Origin of the sequence: Enterobacter sp. BIDMC 29 (assembly GCF_019378755.1) — a bacterium.
GTDB lineage: Bacteria > Pseudomonadota > Gammaproteobacteria > Enterobacterales > Enterobacteriaceae > Enterobacter > Enterobacter ludwigii.
This window is the reverse complement of the sequence record NZ_CP080000.1, coordinates 4425411-4444876: the sequence shown is the minus strand read 5'-3', so window position 1 is coordinate 4444876 and position 19466 is coordinate 4425411. Positions and strand designations below refer to the sequence as shown.

The window sequence follows — 19466 nt, the reverse complement described above, 5'->3', positions numbered from 1 at the left end:
GTACAACATTATTGTCACTTCACAGAGGATTCATCATGATCGCAATTACCGGCGCAACCGGCCAGCTTGGCCAGCTCGTTATCGAACAGCTGTTAAACACCGTACCGGCAAACCAGATTGTGGCGATTGTCCGCAATCCGGCAAAAGCTGAAGCCCTGCGCCAGCAGGGAATTACCGTTCGTCAGGGGGATTACGCTGACGAAAGCACAATGACCTCCGCGCTTAAGGGCGTAGAAAAGCTGCTGCTGATCTCCTCCAGCGAAGTGGGTCAGCGCGCCACCCAACATCAGAACGTCATTAATGCTGCCAAAGCCGCTGGCGTGAAATTCATCGTCTATACCAGCCTGCTGCATGCGGATAAATCGCCGCTGGGTCTGCACGTTGAACACGTCGCGACGGAGAAGGCGCTGGCGGAGTCCGGCATCCCTTACGCCCTGCTGCGTAACGGCTGGTACACCGAAAACTATCTGGCGAGCGCACCACCCACGCTGGAGCACGGCGTATTTATTGGCGCGGCCGGTGAAGGCAAAATCGCCTCTGCCACCCGTGCGGATTACGCGGCTGCCGCGGCAAAAGTCATCTCCGGGGACGGCCATGCAGGCAACGTATACGAGCTGGCCGGCGACCACGCCTGGACGCTGAGCGAACTGGCGGCCGAACTCAGCAAACAGAGCGGCAAAAACGTGGCGTATCAGAACATGAGCGAAGCGGATTTTGCCGCTGCGCTGAAGGGCGTTGGCCTGCCTGCCGGGCTGGCGGAGATGCTGGCGGACTCCGATGTGGGCGCGTCTAAAGGCGGTCTGTTTGACGACAGCCATACGCTGAGCAAACTGATCGGGCGTCCAACCACACCGCTTTCAGAGAGCATTAAAGCCATCCTGTAAATGTTGCAAAATGGTTATTTTTTGTAGCATCCCCTCGGGTCATCTCTGATAATGGAGAGATGACTCATGAGGAGGTTCACCGTGCAGGGCGTACCGGAACAGTTCATTGATGAGAGAGACAGCGCGCGCTTTCGCCATCTGGCGCATTTGCCGGGCCTGGAGCTTTATCACGCGCATATTTCTGACTACGCCTTTGAGCCTCATACGCATGAAGCCTTCGGCATCGGCACCATTGAAACCGGTGCCGAACGCTTTCGCTATCGCGGTACTCAGCATCTCGCGGCGGAAAAATCCGTCGTGACCATGAACCCGGACGAGATCCACACCGGGGAATCGGCGACGGATGGCGGCTGGCGCTACCGGATGGTTTACATTGAACCCGATCTGCTGGAAGAGGTAACCGGTCTTCGCCACTGGTGGTTTAGCGACGTAACTCGCCATGACCCGCTGCGCTCACAGCAAATCGGCAGGCTTATCTATGGCCTGTGGCATACGGACGACCCGCTGGCGCAAAAAGGCTTGCTGCTGGATCTGATCGAGACCTTCCAGCCGTTAGCCCGCCACGCGCCGGTTACCCGGGAAGGTGCACACCGGTTCGAACGGGTTCGTGAGTATATGCACGACAACTATATGCACGCCCTGACGCTGGACGAGCTGGCCAACGTGGTCTCACTGAGCCCCTACCATTTTCAGCGCCAGTTCAAGGCGCATTTCCATGTCACTCCGCATCAGATGCTGATGGCTATCCGCCTGTGGCGCGCCAAAGCGTTTCTCACGCACGGCATGCCCGCCGCCGAAGTCGCCGCCGCGACCGGGCTGACCGATCAGTCCCATTTGACTCGCGCCTTTACCCGCCGCTATGGCATTACCCCCGTGCGCTACCAGAAACAGGTCGTTAAGCGCTGATGCGCAACCTCATACAATACGCGCGCCCTTCCCCCTCCTACACTGAACGCAGAATAAACCGATGTGGATGGAAAAATGATTAGTGGTGTGTTGTATGCCCTGCTTGCGGGTCTGATGTGGGGACTGATCTTTGTCGGCCCGCTGATCGTGCCGGAGTACCCGGCAATACTGCAGTCGACCGGACGTTATCTGGCACTGGGACTGATTGCTCTCCCGCTGGCGTGGCTCGGTCGTGCACGTTTGCGTCAACTCGGCCGGCAGGACTGGTTCACCGCGCTGGCGCTGACCATGATGGGCAACCTTATCTATTATGTTTGCCTGGCGAGCGCCATTCAGCGAACCGGGGCACCGGTATCTACCATGATTATCGGCACGCTGCCCGTGGTGATCCCGGTCTTCGCTAACCTGCTTTACAGCCACCGCGACGGGAAACTGGCGTGGTCAAAAATGGTACCAGCGTTGGTGTGTACCGCCGTGGGGCTGGTCTGCGTCAACATTGCCGAGCTGCAGCATGGGCTGGAGGACTTCTCGCTGTTGCGTTACGGTTCTGGCATCCTGCTGGCATTCGTTTCCGTGGTGTGCTGGGCGTGGTATGCCCTGCGCAATGCGCGCTGGCTGCGGGAAAACCCGGATAAACACCCGATGATGTGGGCGACGGCTCAGGCGTTGGTCACGCTCCCGGTTTCGCTTATGGGCTATGTGGGGGCCTGTCTCTGGTTAGGCCATCAGCAACCGGATTTCGCTCAACCGTTCGGGCCGAGACCGTGGGTCTTTGTCGGGCTGATGCTGGCGATTGCGGTGCTCTGCTCGTGGGTGGGTGCGCTATGCTGGAATATCGCCAGCCAGAAGCTGCCGACGGTAATTTTAGGGCCGTTGATTGTATTCGAAACGCTGGCCGGGCTGCTTTACACCTTCCTGATGCGCCAGAGCGTACCGCCGCTGTTAACCGCCTGCGGGATTATATTGCTGGTCGTTGGGGTCGTGATGGCGGTGAGAGCAAAGCCGGAAAAACCGATGGTCGTTCCGGCTTCAGAGAGTTAAAACGTTTCCCAGTTCGCTTCAGACGTCGCCGCGACAGGTTTAGCCGCTGGAGTGTAGCTTTTCACCGGCGCGGCGTTGACCACCGGGTTGCGGGTAATTTTAAACACCGCCACCGCTTCGTTCAGGCGTGCCGCCTGATCTTCCAGCGCGGCCGCCGCTGCCGCAGACTCCTCTACCAGCGAGGCGTTCTGCTGGGTCACGCGATCCATCTCGGCCACCGCCTGACCTACCTGATCGATACCGCGGCTCTGCTCGTCAGAGGCAGAGGCAATCTCGCCCATGATGTCGGTCACGCGGGTGACCGCATTCACGATCTCTGCCATCGTCGCCCCGGCTTCGTTTACCAGCTGTGAGCCGGCATTCACGCGCTCGCCGGAATCGTCGATCAGCGCTTTAATCTCTTTTGCCGCCTGAGCGCTACGCTGGGCAAGGGTACGCACCTCACCTGCGACCACCGCAAAGCCACGGCCCTGCTCGCCTGCACGCGCGGCTTCCACCGCCGCGTTCAGCGCCAGGATGTTGGTCTGGAAGGCAATGCCGTCGATTACGTTGGTAATTTGCGCAATTTTGCTGGAACTGGTCGCAATGTCGTCCATGGTGCGCACCACACCCTCTACCACGTTACCGCCCTTCTTCGCGGTTGAGGAGGCATCGAGCGCCAGACGGGAAGCCTGACGTGCGTTATCGGCGTTTTGTTTTACCGTGGCGGTCAGTTGTTCCATGCTGGCAGCCGTCTCTTCCAGAGAGGCGGCCTGCTGCTCGGTACGGGAAGAGAGGTCGTTGCTGCCCGCAGAGATTTCCCCTGCACCGGTGTAAATGGTGTCTGCACCTTCACGCACCACGCCCACCGTGTTTGCCAGCGAGGTTTGCATCTCCTGAACGTTGCGCGCCAGGATTGCCATTTCATTCTTACCCTCTGCCTGAATCGGCTGGGTCAAATCCCCTGCGGCAATGGCGCGGATATGGCCGATCACATCCTGCAGCGGCAGCAGCAGAACGCGGCGCATCGCAATCCAGCTGGAGACGATCACGGCAATCACCAGCAGCATGACCGCAGAGAGGATCCACAGGATACGTTTATAATCGTTTTCGTTGTCTTTAATCCCTCTGTCCGTGAGGACGGCCTGCGCTTCACGCCATTCACGGTACACGTTCTGCATCGCGGTCTGTTTCTGCTCCGCATTCTGCTTGAACATATCTTCCAGATTGCCCTGGCCCAGCAGGACGTTCATTTGCGTCAGCGTGGCGGAGTAAATGCGGTACTGCTCTTCCAGACGGTTAGCCAGATTCTCGTCCAGACCCGGAGTATTAGGCAAAGCGTAGTATTTATCGTAATGGGACTGTGCATCCGCCAGCAGGTTCTTCGCCGTGTTCACCAGTTCATTCAACTGGCCGCCGTTAATCTGAGACGCCATGCTGCTTTGCAGACGCAGCATGCCGCGGTTCAGGGTTACGCGGGCCTGGTTGAGGCTGATCCATGCATCGGTAAACTCAGCGACATTCTGGCTTGAGAGCTGCGAGACGGTGAAGTTATCTTTGTCGTTATTCAGCGCGTTGATAAAAATGCCGGCGGAAATGACTTGCATGATGCCGAGCACAAGCAGCACCGAAATAAGAAGGGTAATGACTTTTATACGTTTAAACATGCGTTGCCTTTTTTATATGCAGGTTTGTCTGACGTGGATATATCGGCAGGCACGGCGAGTTGTTTACTGTTTCCCCACGTGAAAAAACTTTCTAAAGTAATTTCCTGCATTCATTCAGCAAGTTAAAAGTCATTATTTTTTTGTGATCTAGTTCTCACTTTGCCCCTTCCCTCTAAAGGGTTATAGCGTCGCCTTAAAGATGCATTTAAAATGCATCTTATATTATTGATGACGAGGTAACTGCTATGGCCTTCCGCGACCAACCCCTTGGCGAGCTGGCGCTCTCCATCCCGCGCGCGTCCGCGCTGTTTCGTAAATACGATATGGATTACTGCTGTGGCGGTAAGCAAACCCTGGCACGTGCCGCCTCGCGTAAAGAGCTGGATGTGGGGCTCATTGAAGCGGAGCTGGCGCAACTGGCTGAGCAGCCTATTGAGAAAGACTGGCGCACTGCAGCCCTTGCCGACATCATCGACCATATCATCGTGCGTTTTCACGACCGTCACCGTGAACAGCTGCCTGAACTGATCCTGCAGGCGACAAAAGTGGAGCGCGTTCACGCCGACAAACCTTCCGTACCGCGCGGTCTGGCGAAATACCTGACCCTGCTTCACGAAGAGCTTTCCAGCCACATGATGAAAGAGGAGCAAATCCTCTTCCCGATGATCAAACAGGGTATGGGCAGCCAGGCGATGGGGCCCATCAGCGTCATGGAAAGCGAACATGATGATGCAGGCGAGCTGCTGGAAGTGATTAAACACACTACCCATAACGTTACACCGCCACCAGAGGCGTGCACCACGTGGAAAGCGATGTACAACGGCATTAACGAGATGATCGACGACCTGATGGAGCACATCAGTCTTGAGAACAACGTCCTGTTCCCGCGTGCCCTCGCAGGTGAATAAAAAAAGGCGCCCGAGAGCGCCTTCCTGAGGTTATCATTCGGCCACAGCATCTGTGGCCTTTTTTTATTAACGCATGCCTGCCATACGTTTCTTACCGATAAATAACCATCCCAGCCCCAGCGCGATGAACCACAGCGGCGTGACGATTAACGCCTGACGGGTATCGTCTTCCAGCGTCAGCAGAACCAGCACGAAGACGAAGAACGCCATGCACACCCAGCACATCAGCTTGCCCAGCGGCATTTTGTAGATCGATTTTTCATGCAGGTGCGGACGCTGTTTGCGGTACACCAGGTAAGAACACAGGATGATGGTCCAGACGAACATGAACAGGATCGCAGAGACCGTGGTGATCATGGTAAACGCACCGATCACACTCGGGTTCACGTAGAGCATCACCACACCGCCCAGCAGGCAGATACAGGAGAAGGTCAGCCCTTTCGCCGGTACCGCACGCTTAGACAGTTTGGCAAACGCGCGGGGCGCAACCCCTTCCTGTGCCAGACCAAACAGCATACGGCTGGTAGAGAACACCCCACTGTTGGCCGAAGAGGCCGCGGAGGTCAGCACCACGAAGTTAATCAGGCTTGCGGCCGCAGGCAGTCCAACCAGTACAAACAGCTCAACGAACGGGCTCTTGGTCGGTACAACGGAGCTCCACGGCGTCACGGACATGATGATAATCAGCGCGAAGACGTAAAACATAATGATACGAATCGGGATGGAGTTAATCGCGCGCGGCAGGGATTTCTCCGGATCTTTAGTTTCCGCCGCCGTGGTACCGACCAGCTCAATCCCCACAAAGGCAAACACCGCAATCTGGAAACCGGCAAAGAAGCCGCTGATGCCTTTCGGGAACCAGCCGCCGTCATTCCACAGATGCGCGAACGAAGCCTGAACGCCGGTTGGAGACTGGAAGTGCGTCAGTACCATCACCAGGCCGACAACAATCAGGGCGATAATCGCCACGATTTTGATCATCGCAAACCAGAACTCCATCTCACCGAACATTTTAACGGTGGCGAGGTTAAGGCTTAGCAGCAGAACAATCACCGCCAGCGAGGCCACCCAGTCCGATAACCCCGGGAACCAGAACTGCGCGTAGGCCGTGATGGCGACCACATCCGCCATGCCGGTCACCACCCAGCAGAACCAGTAGGTCCAGCCGGTGAAGTAGCCCGCCCAGGGGCCAAGCAGGTCGGAAGCGAAATCGCTAAAGGACTTGTATTCGAGGTTCGAGAGCAGCAATTCACCCATTGCACGCATCACGAAGAAGAGCATAAAACCGATGATCATATAAACGAAAATGATCGACGGCCCGGCAAGACTGATGGTTTTACCTGACCCCATAAACAGCCCGGTACCGATGGCACCCCCGATGGCAATGAGCTGAATATGACGGTTTGTGAGATTGCGCCGTAGCGACTGTTCAGACGACGCCTCTTCGTCGGCGACGACTTTAACCTGATCTACCATGTGATATTTTCCTGTTTATGCCTGTCTGTGTTGTTAAGGCTCTTCTGGCCTTTAAATACGTCAAAAAAATAACGGTCCCCATGAAAGGACTCATCGATATTAGGTAAGAATCGGCGGGATGAATACTATGATTTGGATATTATGTTAATAATATGTTTAAAGTGAGTGTCATATCACTCATACAACGCGAAACAGCTCACAAAAATACACGCAACAGTTTCGTTTGCAAGATAAAATGTTGATTCCGTCGTAACTATAGGTTTTATCACTATATTCCTCTCCCCCGAAGGAGAGAGGAAATAAGAAAAGCTGATTACAGAATTTCCAGCAGCTCGACTTCAAACACCAGGGTGCTGAATGGCGGGATGGACGCACCAGCGCCACGCTCGCCGTACGCCAGGTTGTGCGGGATAGTCAGTTCCCATTTGGAACCCACTGGCATCAGGGTCAGCGCTTCGATCCAGCCCGCGATAACGCCGTTAACCGGGAATTCAGCCGGTTCGCCACGTGCTACAGAGCTGTCGAACACCGTACCGTCGATCAGTTTACCGGTGTAGTGCACGCGAACGTGGTCAGTACGCGCCGGGATTGCACCGTCGCCCTGGTTGATCACGCGGAACTGCAGGCCAGACTCGGTGCTGTTCACGCCTTCACGCTCACGGTTCTCTTCCAGATATTTCACGCCTTCTGCAGCCATCTCTTCGAAACGCGCGCGACGCACGGCGTCAGCACGTTCGTGGATTTCACGCAGCGCACGGTGCACAACATCAACCGGAACCGCCGGGTTGTTGCCTTCCAGCGCATCAGCGATACCCGCCACCAGCGCTTCGGGTAACAGACCTTCCAGGCCGGATTCGCTCAGCTGCTGTCCTACCTGCAAGCCGATACCGTAACTTGCCTGCGCTTCGATAGTGTCAAAAGTCGGGGTGGTCATGGGTTTTCCTTCCATCACATTTAAAGTAGCGGGCAGCATATCAGCCATGCCCTTATGGGTAAAACTTTGTCTGAAGTTAAGGTGACAAACCGCGACGAAACAGAAACAATAGAGAGAACCAGGATTAATCCCGAACGAATGTCACGGATGTCGGGTTTGCTACGCCGTTCAGGCAGTTAGCAAACTATACTTCGGAGCACAGGATAAAAAAGACGCGGAGCAGGAGGAGAGCCATGCCCGGGCGATTTGAACTGAAACCTACCCTGGCGAAAATCTGGCAGGCGCCGGACAATTTTCGCATCATGGACCCGCTGCCGCCTCTGCATCGCAGAGGGATCATCATTGGCGCGCTGATGGTGATCGTGGGCTTCCTGCTTCCTTCCGGTGGCGATGACGCCGACACCGCGACGGTGACCCGCAATGCCCAGCTGGATATTCAGTCGCAAACGCGACCGCAGCCGGACACACAGCCTGTGCAGACGCAACTGGTCACCCCGACGAACGATCCGGGACAGGTTGCGCCTGTTGAACCGGAACCCATTCAGGATGAACAGCCACAGGAACAGGCCGCGGCCCCGGCAGAGCCACAGGCTCAGCAGCCAACCGGCATTGAGCAGCAGTGGCGTTCCTATCGCGTAGAGCCGGGTAAAACCCTTGCGCAGCTGTTCCGCGACCACAATTTGCCGCCAACCGATGTGTATGCCATGGCGCAGGTGGAAGGCGCAGGTAAGCCGCTCAGTAATTTGCAGAATGGCCAGCTGGTGCAGATACGTCAGAATGCCAGCGGTGTCGTCACCGGGCTCACGATTGATACGGGAAATGGCCAGCAGGTGCTGTTTACCCGCCAGCCTGACGGTAGTTTTATCAGAGCACGTTAATGTTCAGGCCGGGTAAGGCGAGCCAGCCCCCCGGCAATGCCCTTCTTAGTAACTCCGCTTATTGACCCACCAGATCCCCGAGCAGACCAGCACCAGCGCAATCGCATATTTGATGTCCAGAATGTTTTCACCGAGGAAAATGGCAGACAGCACCGTCCCGGCAACGGGGATCACAAAGTTGAACGGGGCAATCATACTTACGCGGTTCACTTTCAGCAGCGCGCTCCAGAGGGCGAACGCTACCGAAGAGAGTAACGTCAGATACCCCAGCACCGCGACGGCCGTCATGCTATGCACTTCCAGCGTCCCTCCCGTGAGATAGCCACCCGCCACCAGCGCCGCGCCGCCGATAGCCAGCTGCCAGCCGGTCATCACCGTCGGGTCGACGGTCTGGGAGATGCGTTTTCCGTAAAGCGTGGCGGCAGAAAGGATAAAGGCTGCCAGCACCACAAACCCGTCCCCCTTCCAGACGAAGCTGAATTCGCTTAACCCGCCGTGGAAGTTAACCAGCATCACTCCGGCAAAGCCCAGAATACAGCCAAGCGTTTTGTTATAGCTGAGCTTGTCGTTGTGGTAGATGAAGTGCGCCAGCAGCACGCTGAAGAAAGTGCCGGTGGCGTTCATGATTGAGCCGTTCACGCCTGTCGTGTAGGCCAATCCGATATAAAAGAAGGTGTACTGAATGCTCGTCTGCGTCAGTCCCAGGACGGTCAATTGGCCAAACTGCCCGGGCGTGAACCTGCCGATGGGCTTGCGCTGGGCTAATGCAAAGAGAAGCAGCAGCACACCCGCAAACAGAAAACGGTAACCGGCGAACACGACCTTTGAGGGAATATCATCGGTGGCAATCTGGAAGAGTTCATAGCCGCTTTTTATGGCCGGGTAAGAGCTACCCCAAAGCAGACAGCAGAGCGTGGCGCAGGCATAGGCCACCTTTCGACGGGCAAATACGGGCGTGGGCAGAGCGGTTTCCATGTCGAATCTCATAAATAAAATTGCGTTTCATTTTATTATCAGAGAATGCGCCAGGAATAGCGACCCTACAAGCACTAAAGCGCGAATCTGGTCCCTTAAAAAAGCAAAACGCCGGCACAAGGCCGGCGCTTCGACGTGAGCAGAGTAAAATTACTCAGCTACAACGTTAACAACCAGTTTAGCGAACACTTCGCTGTGAACCTGGAAGTCCACTTCGTGCTCACCAGTGGTACGCAGAACACCGTTCGGCAGACGAACTTCGCTCTTAGCCACTTTAACGCCAGCTGCAGTTACTGCATCAGCGATATCGCGGGTACCGATGGAACCGAACAGTTTACCTTCGTCGCCAGCTTTGGAAACGATGGTAACAGTGCCCAGTGCGTTGATTGACTCAGCGCGAGCATTAGCAGCCGCCAGAACGTCAGCCAGTTTGGCTTCCAGTTCAGCGCGACGTGCTTCGAAAAACTCTACGTTTTTCTTGGTAGCTGGAACAGCTTTACCCTGTGGAACCAGGAAGTTACGAGCGTAGCCCGCTTTAACGTTTACCTGATCACCCAGGCTGCCCAGGTTTGCTACTTTATCAAGCAGAATAACTTGCATTACCTTATCCTCTTAAAGTCGTATTAATGGACCGTGCCCGATTACTGATGACGATCAGTGTACGGCAGCAGGGACAGGTAGCGAGCGCGTTTGATAGCGCGAGCCAGCTGACGCTGGTATTTTGCACGAGTACCGGTGATACGGCTTGGGACAATCTTACCGCTTTCGGTGATGTAGTTTTTCAGCGTTGCGATATCTTTATAGTCGATCTCTTGAACGCCTTCCGCGGTGAAACGGCAGAACTTGCGACGACGGAAATAACGTGCCATATGGCTAGTCTCCAGAATCTATCAAATCAATCTGCTCGGCATGCAGAACCATTTTGCTCAGGCCGTTCTTTGCCTTGTGGCAAGAAATGAACCCCTGAACGATTACTGCGCTACCGACCGTTAAACTGTGAGTAATGGCCTGGTTTTCGTGTCCGCTAATAATAACGGGCATTTGGCACCACGCCTGCCGGTGAAAGCCGGCTTCCTCTTGCACAGAACGATGCTCAAGCACGAACTGGCAATGCGGAATTCCTGATGGACTGACCTTACGAAGGGGGGTCCTGCACACGGTACCGGACAACACCAGACGGTTGGTCATCAGAAATTACTCTTCAGAATCCCCAGCATCAGAATCATCTGCGGTTTCGTTTGCGAAATCATCGCGACGCTCACGGCGCTCGTCTTTCGCTTTAACCATCGGAGATGCTTCGGTCACTGCGTTTTTGGTACGCATAACCATGCTGCGGATAACGGCATCGTTGAAGCGGAAGGTAGTTTCCAGCTCATCGATCACTTCCTGCGGCGCTTCAACGTTCATCAGAACGTAGTGTGCTTTGTGCAGTTTGTTAATCGGGTAAGCCAGCTGACGGCGGCCCCAGTCTTCCAGACGGTGGATCGTACCTTCTGCACCAGTGATGGCAGCAGAGTAGCGCTCGATCATGCCCGGAACCTGTTCGCTCTGGTCAGGATGGACCATAAAAACGATTTCGTAATGACGCATCGAATTGCTCCTTACGGATTATTCAGCCTCCTGTCTGGGTCAGCCGAGGCCCGGGGAGGCAAGGAACGTGTTAAAGGTCGGCTGAAAAATTGACGCGTCATAATACTTGCGCGCCCCTGGAAACTCAAGCTGATTGCACAAATAATTCGCACAAAGCGTAAAGCTGGTCTAAGTGGGTGATTTAAAATTAATCACATCAGGAAGCGTTGTTTTTTTGAACAACAGCATCAGAAATGGTCACGCATCCCCGCCGGATAAGTGATTACACTTTAATCAGAGACCTTATTTATAAAAGGAGAGCAACACCCCCTTTCACAGCACGCAGTCGTGGAGCGCATATCATGAAAAAAATCGCATTTGCCGTAATGGCTGCACTTTTGCTCAGTGCAAACGCGATGGCAGCCATCAAGATAGACGGCCGGCAGGCCCAAAACATGGATGATGTGCAGAGCTTAGGCGTAATCTACATCAATCATAATTTCGCCACTGAAAGTGAAGCAGATCAGGCACTCAATCAAGAGACCGATGCTCAGGGTGCACAATATTATCACGTCATACTGATGCGTGAGCCCGGCAGCAACGGCAATATGCACGCCAGTGCAGATATCTACCGATAACGCTTTAACGCTAGCACCAGGAAAGCCAACAAAGAGAACATAGCCATAGTTTAACTTGCCCCCTGCCCGGGGGCTTTTTTTTGCTAATGGCTCTGAAATACCACCGGTTACAACTGTTTTTCGGTATTCCAGAGCACTTATTCACTTCTGCCCGTAATAGGCGTTGGGCCCATGTTTACGCATGAAATGTTTATTCATAAGGTAATCATCAATGCCCTGAAGCTGCGGATTGATGCTGCGGGCGATCCACGCCATTCGCGCCACTTCCTCCATCACCACCGCGTTATGCACGGCATCGTGAGCGTCTTTTCCCCACGAGAATGGACCGTGCTGATACACCACAATACCCGGCGTATGCAGCGGCTCACGCTCAGCCAGCGTGTCGATAATGACGCGACCGGTGTTGAGTTCATACTCCCCTTCCACTTCGGCCTGCGTTAATGCCCGCGTGCAGGGAATATCGCCAAAGAAGTAGTCTGCATGCGTGGTGCCAAGAGCCGGAATGGGCAGCCCTGCCTGCGCCCAGGCCGTGGCATGAGTCGAGTGTGTATGCACAACGCCGCCCAGGGAGGGATAACGCTGATACAGTGCCAGATGGGTGGCGGTATCAGAAGAAGGACGCCACTTTCCGTCAACCACGTTGCCATGAAGATCCACAACCACCATGTCGTCGGCGGTCATGGACTCATAGGGCACACCGCTGGGCTTAATCACGACCCGCCCCTGCTCACGGTCGATGGCGCTGACGTTACCCCAGGTAAACGTCACCAGACCGTAGCGAGGTAGATCCATATTGGCCTCAAAGACCTGCTGCTTAAGCTTATGCATGCTCAGCCTCCATCAACCCAGCCCGCGCCATACGTTCACGGACCCAGTCCCGCGCCTTCGCCACTTCGGCTGCCGGGTCGTCCGACGTTTCACTCCACATCTCAATCAGGTAAGGCCCGCAATACCCTGTCTGTTTGAGCGTCTGGAAGCACCGTTCGAAATCCACCACCCCGGTGCCGAACGGAACATTTTTGAATACACCAGGCCGGGTATCTTTGACATGAACCGCCACGATATGACCAATACCCGCCTGCAGTTCCATCTGCACGTCGTTATCCCAGGCTGACAGATTGCCGATATCAGGGTAGAGCTGGAACCACGGATTATTCAGGTAGTGCGCGTAACCCAGCGCCTTGCTGATGGAGTTCATTAACGGATAATCCATGATCTCCATCGCCAGCGTCACCTGAGCACGGCTGGCCATGTCGACGCTCTCTTTCAGGCCGTCACGAAAACGACGGCGCGTTTCATTATTGGCGTCCTTATAGTAAACGTCATACCCCGCCAACTGGATCACACGGATGCCGACATCCTGGGCAAAGCGAATGGCTTTACGCATGATCTCCAGCCCCTGAGCACGCACAGCATCATCTTCACTGCCAAGCGGAAAACGACGGTGGGCGCTGAGGCACAGGGAAGGCACACGTACCCCCGTTTCAGCGATGGCGCTTACCAGTGCCAGACGCTGTTCGCGGCTCCAGTCCAGGCGAGACAGGCGTTCGTCCGTCTCATCCACTGACATTTCGACAAAATCGAAACCGAGTTGTTTCGCCAGTTGCAGCCGCTCCAGCCAGCACTCCCCCGCAGGGAGTGCCTTTTCATAGATGCCGAGCGGGACTTGTTTAGACAACATACCCGCTCCTTAGCCCCAAAGCTGAGCGATTGAGCGTTTGAACTGACGCGCGGCTTCTACCGGAGAGGCGGCATCACGGATGCTACGGCCTGCGATAAAGACATGAATTGGGATACCTTTGAACAGCGGCAGATCTTCCAGCGCCAGGCCTCCGGTCACGGTCACTTTGAAGCCCATATCGGCCAGACGCTTAATCGCGCTGATATCCGCTTCCCCCCACGCTACCCCAGCGGCCTGCGCATCACGGCTGCGGTGATAAACCACCTGTTGAATGCCCGCGTCACGCCACTCCTGCGCCTGCTCCCAGGTCCAGAACCCGGTCAGCTCAATCTGCACATCACCGTTGAACTCTTTTGCCACATCCAGCGCACCTTTAGCCGTGTTGATATCCGCACAGCAAATAACGGTGACCCAGTCAGCATTGGCTTCAAAACACATACGGGAAAGAATTTTGCCCGCATCGGCAATCTTGGCATCCGCCAGCACGATTTTATGCGGATACAGCGCCTTCAGGTCGCGGACGGCGCGAACGCCTTCGCCCACACACAGAATGGTACCGACTTCGATGATGTCCACTTCTTCCGCAATCAGGCGGGTGGTTTCGTAAGCGTGAGACAGAGTCTGGTTATCCAGCGCGACCTGCAACATTGGTAATGACATTTTCAATTCCCTCTTAAACTGCCGCCGCAGTGGCGTTATCAATTAAATCCAGCACGTCCTGCTCGGTGCGGCAGGCGCGTAAACGGTCGAAGTTGGCCTCATCATCAAACAGATTCACGATCTGCATAATGCCCACCTCCTGGTGAGTGTTGGCATCAACAGCCGCCATGGTGATGAGGATGTCGACCGGGTCGTTATCTTCGTGGTTGAAAGCCAGTGGTGTTTTCAGCGTAACCAGCGCAAAGCCGGTTTTTTTAACGCCCTCTTCCGGGCGGCCATGCGGCATCGCCAGCCCTGGTGCAATCACGAAGTAAGGGCCGTGCTCTGCAACACCATCCAGAATGGCCTGGTAATAACGCGGCTCGACAACATCAGCTTTTACCAGCAGATCTACGCTAAGTTTCACCGCCTCCTGCCAGGTGCTGGCGTCGGCCTGTAAAAGGATGGAGCTGTTCTCTGCCAGCGAATCACGTAGTTTCATGTTGCGTCCTTACTTCACATCTTGTGGGAAATGCGCGTTGATCACTTCCAGCAGCTTTGGCCCAAAGTCGGCTGGCGACAGCATGTTGCGCACGCCTACCACATATTTGTTGCCTGTCACGGTGATCTCACCGGCGATGTGGGTAGAGGCGATGATGATGTCCGCGCCGTTCAGTTCACTTTTGTATTCGCCCACTGCGCAGCTGTTCACCGTGTGGTCGATGTTTGACTGGGTTAAAAACTGGTCCACTTTCATCTTCATGATCATGGAACTCCCTTGCCCATTGCCACACACAGCCAGGATACGTACGGTCATAATCGAAACTCCTTAATGAGCAGAAACTTCTGCTGTTTGTTTTTCTGCATCTTCTTCAGCCCGCAGAGAGCGACCAGCGAAGAACATATAAGCCAGAGCAATGAGGATGATGACGGCCATAAAGATCAGGCCAACAGAGGCGAAGCCCTGCATCATCGGAGGTGCCAGAATTGACCAGTCGGCCATGCCCATCCAGGCGCTCATACCGGTGAGCTTGACTGCCCACACACATCCGAAGATTTCCACCATCCCCATCACCAGGCAGATCTTGAGCGCCGCGCGCCAGCCACCAAAGTGGTTCGCAAAGACGCCGATGGTGGCGTTGGAGAAGAACATCGGGATAAAGCCAGGAATGATCAGAATGGAAGAGCCGCAGCCCACCAGGATACCCACCGCAATCAGCTGGCCGATGGTGCCCCACATAAAGCCCCAGACCACCGCGTTTGGCGCGAAGCTATAGATAGCCGCGCAGTCAATCGCCAGTACCGCACCTGGAATCAGACGCTGAGAGATACCGTTGAAGGCTTCGGACAGCTCGGCAACGAACATACGCACGCCCTGGGTGATAATGAAAATCGCCACCGCGAAAGAGAAACCGGTCTGCAGGATATAGACAGTCCAGTGGGTTTTACCCGCCATCGCCTGTACGACGTCAATGCCAAAGGAGAGCAGAATGGCACCGAAGAAGAGGGTCATCACAATCGCCGTAGAGACGATATTGTCGTGGAAAATATTCAGCCAGCCCGGCAGTTTAAGATCTTCGACGCTCTCTTCTTTTTTACCCAGATACGGCGCGACTTTATAGGCAATCTAGGAGGCAAACTGCTGCTGGTGGCCGATGGAGAAGCCGCAACCGTCGGTGACGTCCTGCGTGGGCTTGTACATCATGTTGGAGGTGATACCCCAGTAGAGCGAGACCAGCACCGCGGTGCAGATAATGGTCGTCCACATTGGGTAGCCAAAGATAAAGAAGGAAACCGCAATCAGCCCTGCCTGCTGGAACATGATATGACCAGTCAGCATGATGGTGCGAATACCGGTAATGCGGCGCAACAGAACGTAAATGATGTTCAGCGCCAGCGCGAGCAGAACCGCATACCCTACCCAACTGTAGGCATCGCCCATGCGATCGATGGTGGCCATCATCGAGGCGTAGGTGTCAGAGATGGCGCCGTTGATGCCATAGACTTCCGACATTTTGGCCACTACCGGCTTGAAGGTGCCGGTCAAAATGCCTGAACCCGCCTGCAACAGCATGAAACCGATGATGGTTTTAATGGTGCCTTTAATAATAACGCTGACGCTTTTACGCAGCAGGATATAGCCAAGGCACGTCACGATGCCCAACAACAGCGGGGCATTAGTCATTACCTGATTAAAGAACACGGTAAAGACGTTGTAGAGGATCTCCATAACTCTCTCCAGAAATGAGAACACGAGGGGCAATCCCTGTGCGGTTGGTGACAACACTCTATTAATCACAAATAATCATCACAAGATTAAATCTGATTATTTGTGACGCATCACGCAAATTATTTCCCTGGTGTTAGTAATGATTTTCACTTCGGCATGCCACATAGAATTATTTCCATATAATTCATGCAATTAATGATTAATACGGTAAAAGATAACAAGAAGCGAGAAGAGCGTCCGTGACGTCAGGCAGATAAAATTACACATTTTGATCGTTGCAATGCGCGTGAAATGGTGCCAGCATTAATCACAACAAATCACCAGTTGATTACTTTTGATTAAACCAGGAGTCAAAACGATGAGTAAAGTGAACACCATTACCCGTGAATCATGGATTCTGAGCACTTTCCCGGAATGGGGTAGCTGGCTGAATGAAGAGATTGAGCAGGAACAGGTTGCTCCTGGTACCTTTGCAATGTGGTGGCTGGGGTGCACGGGGATCTGGCTGAAATCAGAAGGTGGCGCGAATATTTGTGTCGATTTCTGGTGCGGCACCGGCAAACAGAGTCACGGTAACCCGCTGATGAAAAAAGGCCATCAGATGCAACGCATGGCGGGCGTGGAAAAACTTCAGCCAAACCTGCGTACCACACCGTTTGTTCTTGATCCGTTCGCCATTCGCCAGATCGATGCCGTTCTCTCTACGCACGATCATAACGATCATATTGATGTCAACGTGGCGGCAGCGGTCATGCAAAACTGTGCCGATGACGTACCGTTCATCGGGCCGCAAACCTGCGTGGATTTATGGATCGGCTGGGGCGTACCGAAAGAGCGCTGCATCGTCATGAAACCGGGCGATGTGGTCAAAATTAAAGACGTTGAGATCCACGCGCTGGATGCCTTTGACCGCACTGCACTGATTACCCTTCCGGCCGATCAGAAAGCCGCAGGCGTACTGCCAGACGGTATGGACGAACGTGCGGTGAACTACCTGTTTAAAACGCCCGGCGGTTCCCTGTACCACAGCGGTGACTCTCACTACTCAAACTACTATGCAAAGCACGGCAATGAGCATCAGATTGATGTGGCGCTCGGCTCATACGGGGAGAACCCACGCGGCATTACAGATAAAATGACCAGCGCCGATATGCTGCGCATGGCGGAAGCGCTGAACACCAAAGTAGTGATCCCTTTCCACCACGATATCTGGTCAAACTTCCAGGCCGACCCGCAGGAGATACGCGTACTGTGGGAAATGAAAAAAGATCGCCTGAAGTATGGCTTTAAGCCGTTCATCTGGCAGGTAGGAGGCAAGTTCACCTGGCCGCTGGACAAAGACAATCTCGAGTATCACTACCCACGTGGCTTTGATGATTGCTTTACTCTTGAGCCAGACCTGCCGTTCAAGTCATTCCTCTGATTATTAAGGCCCATCGCCAGACCCGAGTGTCTGGCGGTTTCATATTTCTTTTAGTAATTTCACGCTATTTCAAATATCATCTTTTAAAATCAATTCTTATCGGAATAGCTCATGACGGAAGCGCAACGGCATCAAATATTACTGGAACTCCTGGCGCAAACAGGGTTTGTCACCGTTGAGAAAGTGATCGAACGTTTAGGGATTTCCCCGGCAACAGCGCGGCGGGATATTAATAAGCTGGATGAAAGCGGTAAGCTGAAAAAAGTCCGCAACGGTGCGGAAGCGATTAGCCAGCAGCGTCCACGCTGGACGCCGATGAACATTCATCAGGCGCAAAATCATGATGAAAAAGTCCGTATTGCCAGAGCGGCATCGCAGCTGGTGAACCCCGGCGAGAGCGTGGTGATCAACTGCGGCTCCACGGCGTTTCTGTTAGGTCGGGAGATGTGCGGAAAGCCGGTACAAATCATCACGAACTACTTGCCGCTCGCCAACTATCTTATCGATCAGGAGCATGAAAGCGTGGTCATCATGGGCGGCCAGTACAACAAGAGCCAGTCCATTACGCTCAGCCCGCAGGACAGCGAAAACAGTCTTTATGCCGGACACTGGATGTTTACCAGTGGCAAAGGCCTGACCGCGGAAGGCCTCTACAAAACCGATATGTTGACCGCCATGGCAGAACAAAACATGCTTAACGTGGTGGGCAAGCTCGTTGTGCTGGTCGACAGCAGTAAAGTGGGCGAACGCGCAGGAATGCTGTTCAGCCGTGCTGAACAGATAGACATGGTGATCACCGGCAAAGGTGCCAACCCTGAGATCCTCCAGAAACTGAAAGATCAGGGTGTCAACGTCCTGTGCGTTTAAAGGTGCTGGCGGAAGAAGTCCACCGTGGCGTCCAGCGCCGTTGGCGTAATGCGGTGGCGAACGCCCGCTTCCCACAGGCAGGTCAGGTTGCCATCCAGCCCCTCGTGCTGCAGCGCCTGCTGAAGCCGGAACGTTTCTCCGGGTGGGACGACATCGTCCGCATCACCATGCCACAACAGCAAAGGACGATCGGCCAGACGCGGTAACGCCCGGGTAACCTCCCACTCTGCAAGCGCCGCCTCAACCTCTGTGAGTGCCTGAGGTGGAAAAAGCGTCTTCGCCAGTGAGGTGAAGTAGCCCGAGCCCATCAGACAAGCCACTGACTTCACTTCTGGATGGTGCGTCATGATCCCCAGCGCCGCCATCCCGCCCATCGATGCCCCAGCCACGGCCAGCCGATTATCAGCCACCAGCCCTGCCTGATAAAGCGCATCGCGCAGTCCGGCAAACTCGGTCAGGCTACCGTGCAAAATGTGCCAGAACTGCCCAAGTCGCGCCTGTTCGTTGCCGGTAAAACGTGCGCCGTGATCGGGTGCATCCGGCATGACCACACGAAAACCGGCCTGCGCGAGTGCCACCGCAAAATAGCTGTAGACCAGCTTCGATGAGGTAAATCCATGATAAAACACTATAACAGGCAGTGGTTCCTCACGTTTTCCGGCGGGTGTTGCGTGTAATATTTCACGATCACCCAGATGGCGTATTTCAATTTCAATCATTGTCGACCCTGTAATGATGAATGATTCATAATGTTGAGAACTGGGTTACGAT

Annotated in this window: 22 protein-coding genes and 1 pseudogene; 8 read left to right on the top strand and 15 right to left on the bottom strand. The window is 54.6% G+C overall.

What is annotated here, in order from left to right:
• Positions 1 to 35: 35 nt before the first annotated feature.
• The 3 genes from JTA15_RS19780 to JTA15_RS19770 all read left to right on the top strand — a co-directional run bounded on the left by JTA15_RS19780 (position 36) and on the right by JTA15_RS19770 (position 2831).
• Entirely contained in the window at positions 36 to 884 is an 849-nt protein-coding gene (locus JTA15_RS19780; RefSeq protein WP_219372623.1) for an SDR family oxidoreductase, read from the top strand.
• Positions 885 to 965: 81 nt separating this feature from the next.
• Positions 966 to 1790, top strand: coding sequence for an AraC family transcriptional regulator (locus tag JTA15_RS19775; protein WP_025205813.1), 825 nt, complete (start codon positions 966 to 968; stop codon positions 1788 to 1790).
• A 75-nt stretch (positions 1791 to 1865) separates the two neighbouring features.
• A complete protein-coding gene (locus JTA15_RS19770; protein ID WP_050737595.1) occupies positions 1866 to 2831 on the top strand; it encodes a DMT family transporter in 966 nt (321 codons plus the stop codon).
• On the opposite strand, the gene JTA15_RS19765 is transcribed toward JTA15_RS19770, so the two are convergent.
• The gene (locus JTA15_RS19765; protein WP_014168340.1) at positions 2828 to 4477 is read right to left on the bottom strand and encodes a methyl-accepting chemotaxis protein; all 1650 of its coding nucleotides are present in this window, start codon (positions 4475 to 4477) and stop codon (positions 2828 to 2830) included. The genes JTA15_RS19770 and JTA15_RS19765 overlap by 4 nt on opposite strands.
• A 245-nt stretch (positions 4478 to 4722) precedes the next feature.
• Between JTA15_RS19765 and ytfE the strand changes: the two genes are divergently transcribed.
• The gene (gene ytfE / locus JTA15_RS19760; protein WP_014168339.1) at positions 4723 to 5385 is read left to right on the top strand and encodes an iron-sulfur cluster repair protein YtfE; all 663 of its coding nucleotides are present in this window, start codon (positions 4723 to 4725) and stop codon (positions 5383 to 5385) included.
• Between the two features lie 66 nt (positions 5386 to 5451).
• On the opposite strand, the gene cycA is transcribed toward ytfE, so the two are convergent.
• Positions 5452 to 6861 (bottom strand): D-serine/D-alanine/glycine transporter, encoded by a 1410-nt coding sequence (cycA, locus tag JTA15_RS19755; RefSeq protein ID WP_014168338.1) that lies wholly within the window; start codon positions 6859 to 6861, stop codon positions 5452 to 5454.
• Between the two features lie 313 nt (positions 6862 to 7174).
• The gene (gene fklB, locus JTA15_RS19750; RefSeq protein WP_025205816.1) at positions 7175 to 7795 is read right to left on the bottom strand and encodes an FKBP-type peptidyl-prolyl cis-trans isomerase; all 621 of its coding nucleotides are present in this window, start codon (positions 7793 to 7795) and stop codon (positions 7175 to 7177) included.
• 233 nt (positions 7796 to 8028) lie between these two features.
• Here fklB and JTA15_RS19745 point away from each other — a divergent pair, with 233 nt between their 5' ends.
• Positions 8029 to 8673, top strand: a complete 645-nt coding sequence (locus tag JTA15_RS19745; RefSeq protein ID WP_032679427.1) for an OapA family protein — start codon at positions 8029 to 8031, stop codon at positions 8671 to 8673.
• Between the two features lie 45 nt (positions 8674 to 8718).
• On the opposite strand, the gene JTA15_RS19740 is transcribed toward JTA15_RS19745, so the two are convergent.
• From JTA15_RS19740 to rpsF, 5 genes are all read right to left on the bottom strand, one after another.
• Complete coding sequence (locus JTA15_RS19740; protein ID WP_219372622.1) at positions 8719 to 9648, bottom strand: DMT family transporter; 930 nt, start codon at positions 9646 to 9648, stop codon at positions 8719 to 8721.
• A gap of 150 nt (positions 9649 to 9798) precedes the next feature.
• Entirely contained in the window at positions 9799 to 10248 is a 450-nt protein-coding gene (gene rplI / locus JTA15_RS19735; RefSeq protein ID WP_014168334.1) for a 50S ribosomal protein L9, read from the bottom strand.
• A gap of 41 nt (positions 10249 to 10289) precedes the next feature.
• On the bottom strand, positions 10290 to 10517 hold the full coding sequence (gene rpsR / locus JTA15_RS19730; protein WP_000135199.1) for a 30S ribosomal protein S18: 228 nt from the start codon (positions 10515 to 10517) through the stop codon (positions 10290 to 10292).
• Positions 10518 to 10521: 4 nt separating this feature from the next.
• Entirely contained in the window at positions 10522 to 10836 is a 315-nt protein-coding gene (gene priB, locus JTA15_RS19725; protein WP_003856035.1) for a primosomal replication protein N, read from the bottom strand.
• A gap of 6 nt (positions 10837 to 10842) precedes the next feature.
• The gene (gene rpsF / locus JTA15_RS19720) at positions 10843 to 11238 is read right to left on the bottom strand and encodes a 30S ribosomal protein S6 (protein ID WP_014068637.1); all 396 of its coding nucleotides are present in this window, start codon (positions 11236 to 11238) and stop codon (positions 10843 to 10845) included.
• A gap of 341 nt (positions 11239 to 11579) precedes the next feature.
• Here rpsF and yjfY point away from each other — a divergent pair, with 341 nt between their 5' ends.
• The gene (gene yjfY, locus JTA15_RS19715; RefSeq protein WP_025206244.1) at positions 11580 to 11855 is read left to right on the top strand and encodes a DUF1471 family protein YjfY; all 276 of its coding nucleotides are present in this window, start codon (positions 11580 to 11582) and stop codon (positions 11853 to 11855) included.
• 141 nt (positions 11856 to 11996) lie between these two features.
• On the opposite strand, the gene JTA15_RS19710 is transcribed toward yjfY, so the two are convergent.
• The 6 genes and pseudogenes from JTA15_RS19710 to ulaA form a co-directional block, all read right to left on the bottom strand.
• Entirely contained in the window at positions 11997 to 12683 is a 687-nt protein-coding gene (locus JTA15_RS19710; protein WP_047355594.1) for an L-ribulose-5-phosphate 4-epimerase, read from the bottom strand.
• Positions 12676 to 13536 (bottom strand): L-ribulose-5-phosphate 3-epimerase, encoded by an 861-nt coding sequence (locus JTA15_RS19705; protein WP_219372621.1) that lies wholly within the window; start codon positions 13534 to 13536, stop codon positions 12676 to 12678. The genes JTA15_RS19710 and JTA15_RS19705 overlap by 8 nt, the downstream gene beginning before the upstream one ends.
• A gap of 9 nt (positions 13537 to 13545) precedes the next feature.
• Positions 13546 to 14196: a 3-keto-L-gulonate-6-phosphate decarboxylase UlaD gene (gene ulaD / locus JTA15_RS19700; RefSeq protein WP_008502901.1), complete on the bottom strand. Its 651-nt coding sequence runs from the start codon at positions 14194 to 14196 to the stop codon at positions 13546 to 13548.
• 13 nt (positions 14197 to 14209) lie between these two features.
• Positions 14210 to 14677 carry a PTS ascorbate transporter subunit IIA gene (gene ulaC / locus JTA15_RS19695; protein WP_014168330.1) on the bottom strand — a complete coding sequence of 156 codons (468 nt, stop codon included), beginning with the start codon at positions 14675 to 14677 and terminating at the stop codon, positions 14210 to 14212.
• A 9-nt stretch (positions 14678 to 14686) separates the two neighbouring features.
• A complete protein-coding gene (gene ulaB / locus JTA15_RS19690) occupies positions 14687 to 14992 on the bottom strand; it encodes a PTS ascorbate transporter subunit IIB (protein WP_014168329.1) in 306 nt (101 codons plus the stop codon).
• 12 nt (positions 14993 to 15004) lie between these two features.
• A pseudogene (gene ulaA, locus JTA15_RS19685) lies at positions 15005 to 16405 on the bottom strand (PTS ascorbate transporter subunit IIC).
• Positions 16406 to 16763: 358 nt separating this feature from the next.
• On the opposite strand from ulaA, the gene ulaG reads away from it, so the two are divergent.
• Both ulaG and ulaR read left to right on the top strand, forming a co-directional pair.
• Positions 16764 to 17828, top strand: coding sequence for an L-ascorbate 6-phosphate lactonase (ulaG, locus tag JTA15_RS19680; protein ID WP_020882936.1), 1065 nt, complete (start codon positions 16764 to 16766; stop codon positions 17826 to 17828).
• 111 nt (positions 17829 to 17939) lie between these two features.
• Entirely contained in the window at positions 17940 to 18695 is a 756-nt protein-coding gene (gene ulaR / locus JTA15_RS19675) for an HTH-type transcriptional regulator UlaR (RefSeq protein ID WP_219372620.1), read from the top strand.
• On the opposite strand, the gene yjfP is transcribed toward ulaR, so the two are convergent.
• Positions 18692 to 19414, bottom strand: a complete 723-nt coding sequence (yjfP, locus tag JTA15_RS19670) for an esterase (protein ID WP_025206248.1) — start codon at positions 19412 to 19414, stop codon at positions 18692 to 18694. The genes ulaR and yjfP overlap by 4 nt on opposite strands.
• Positions 19415 to 19466 lie beyond the last annotated feature (52 nt).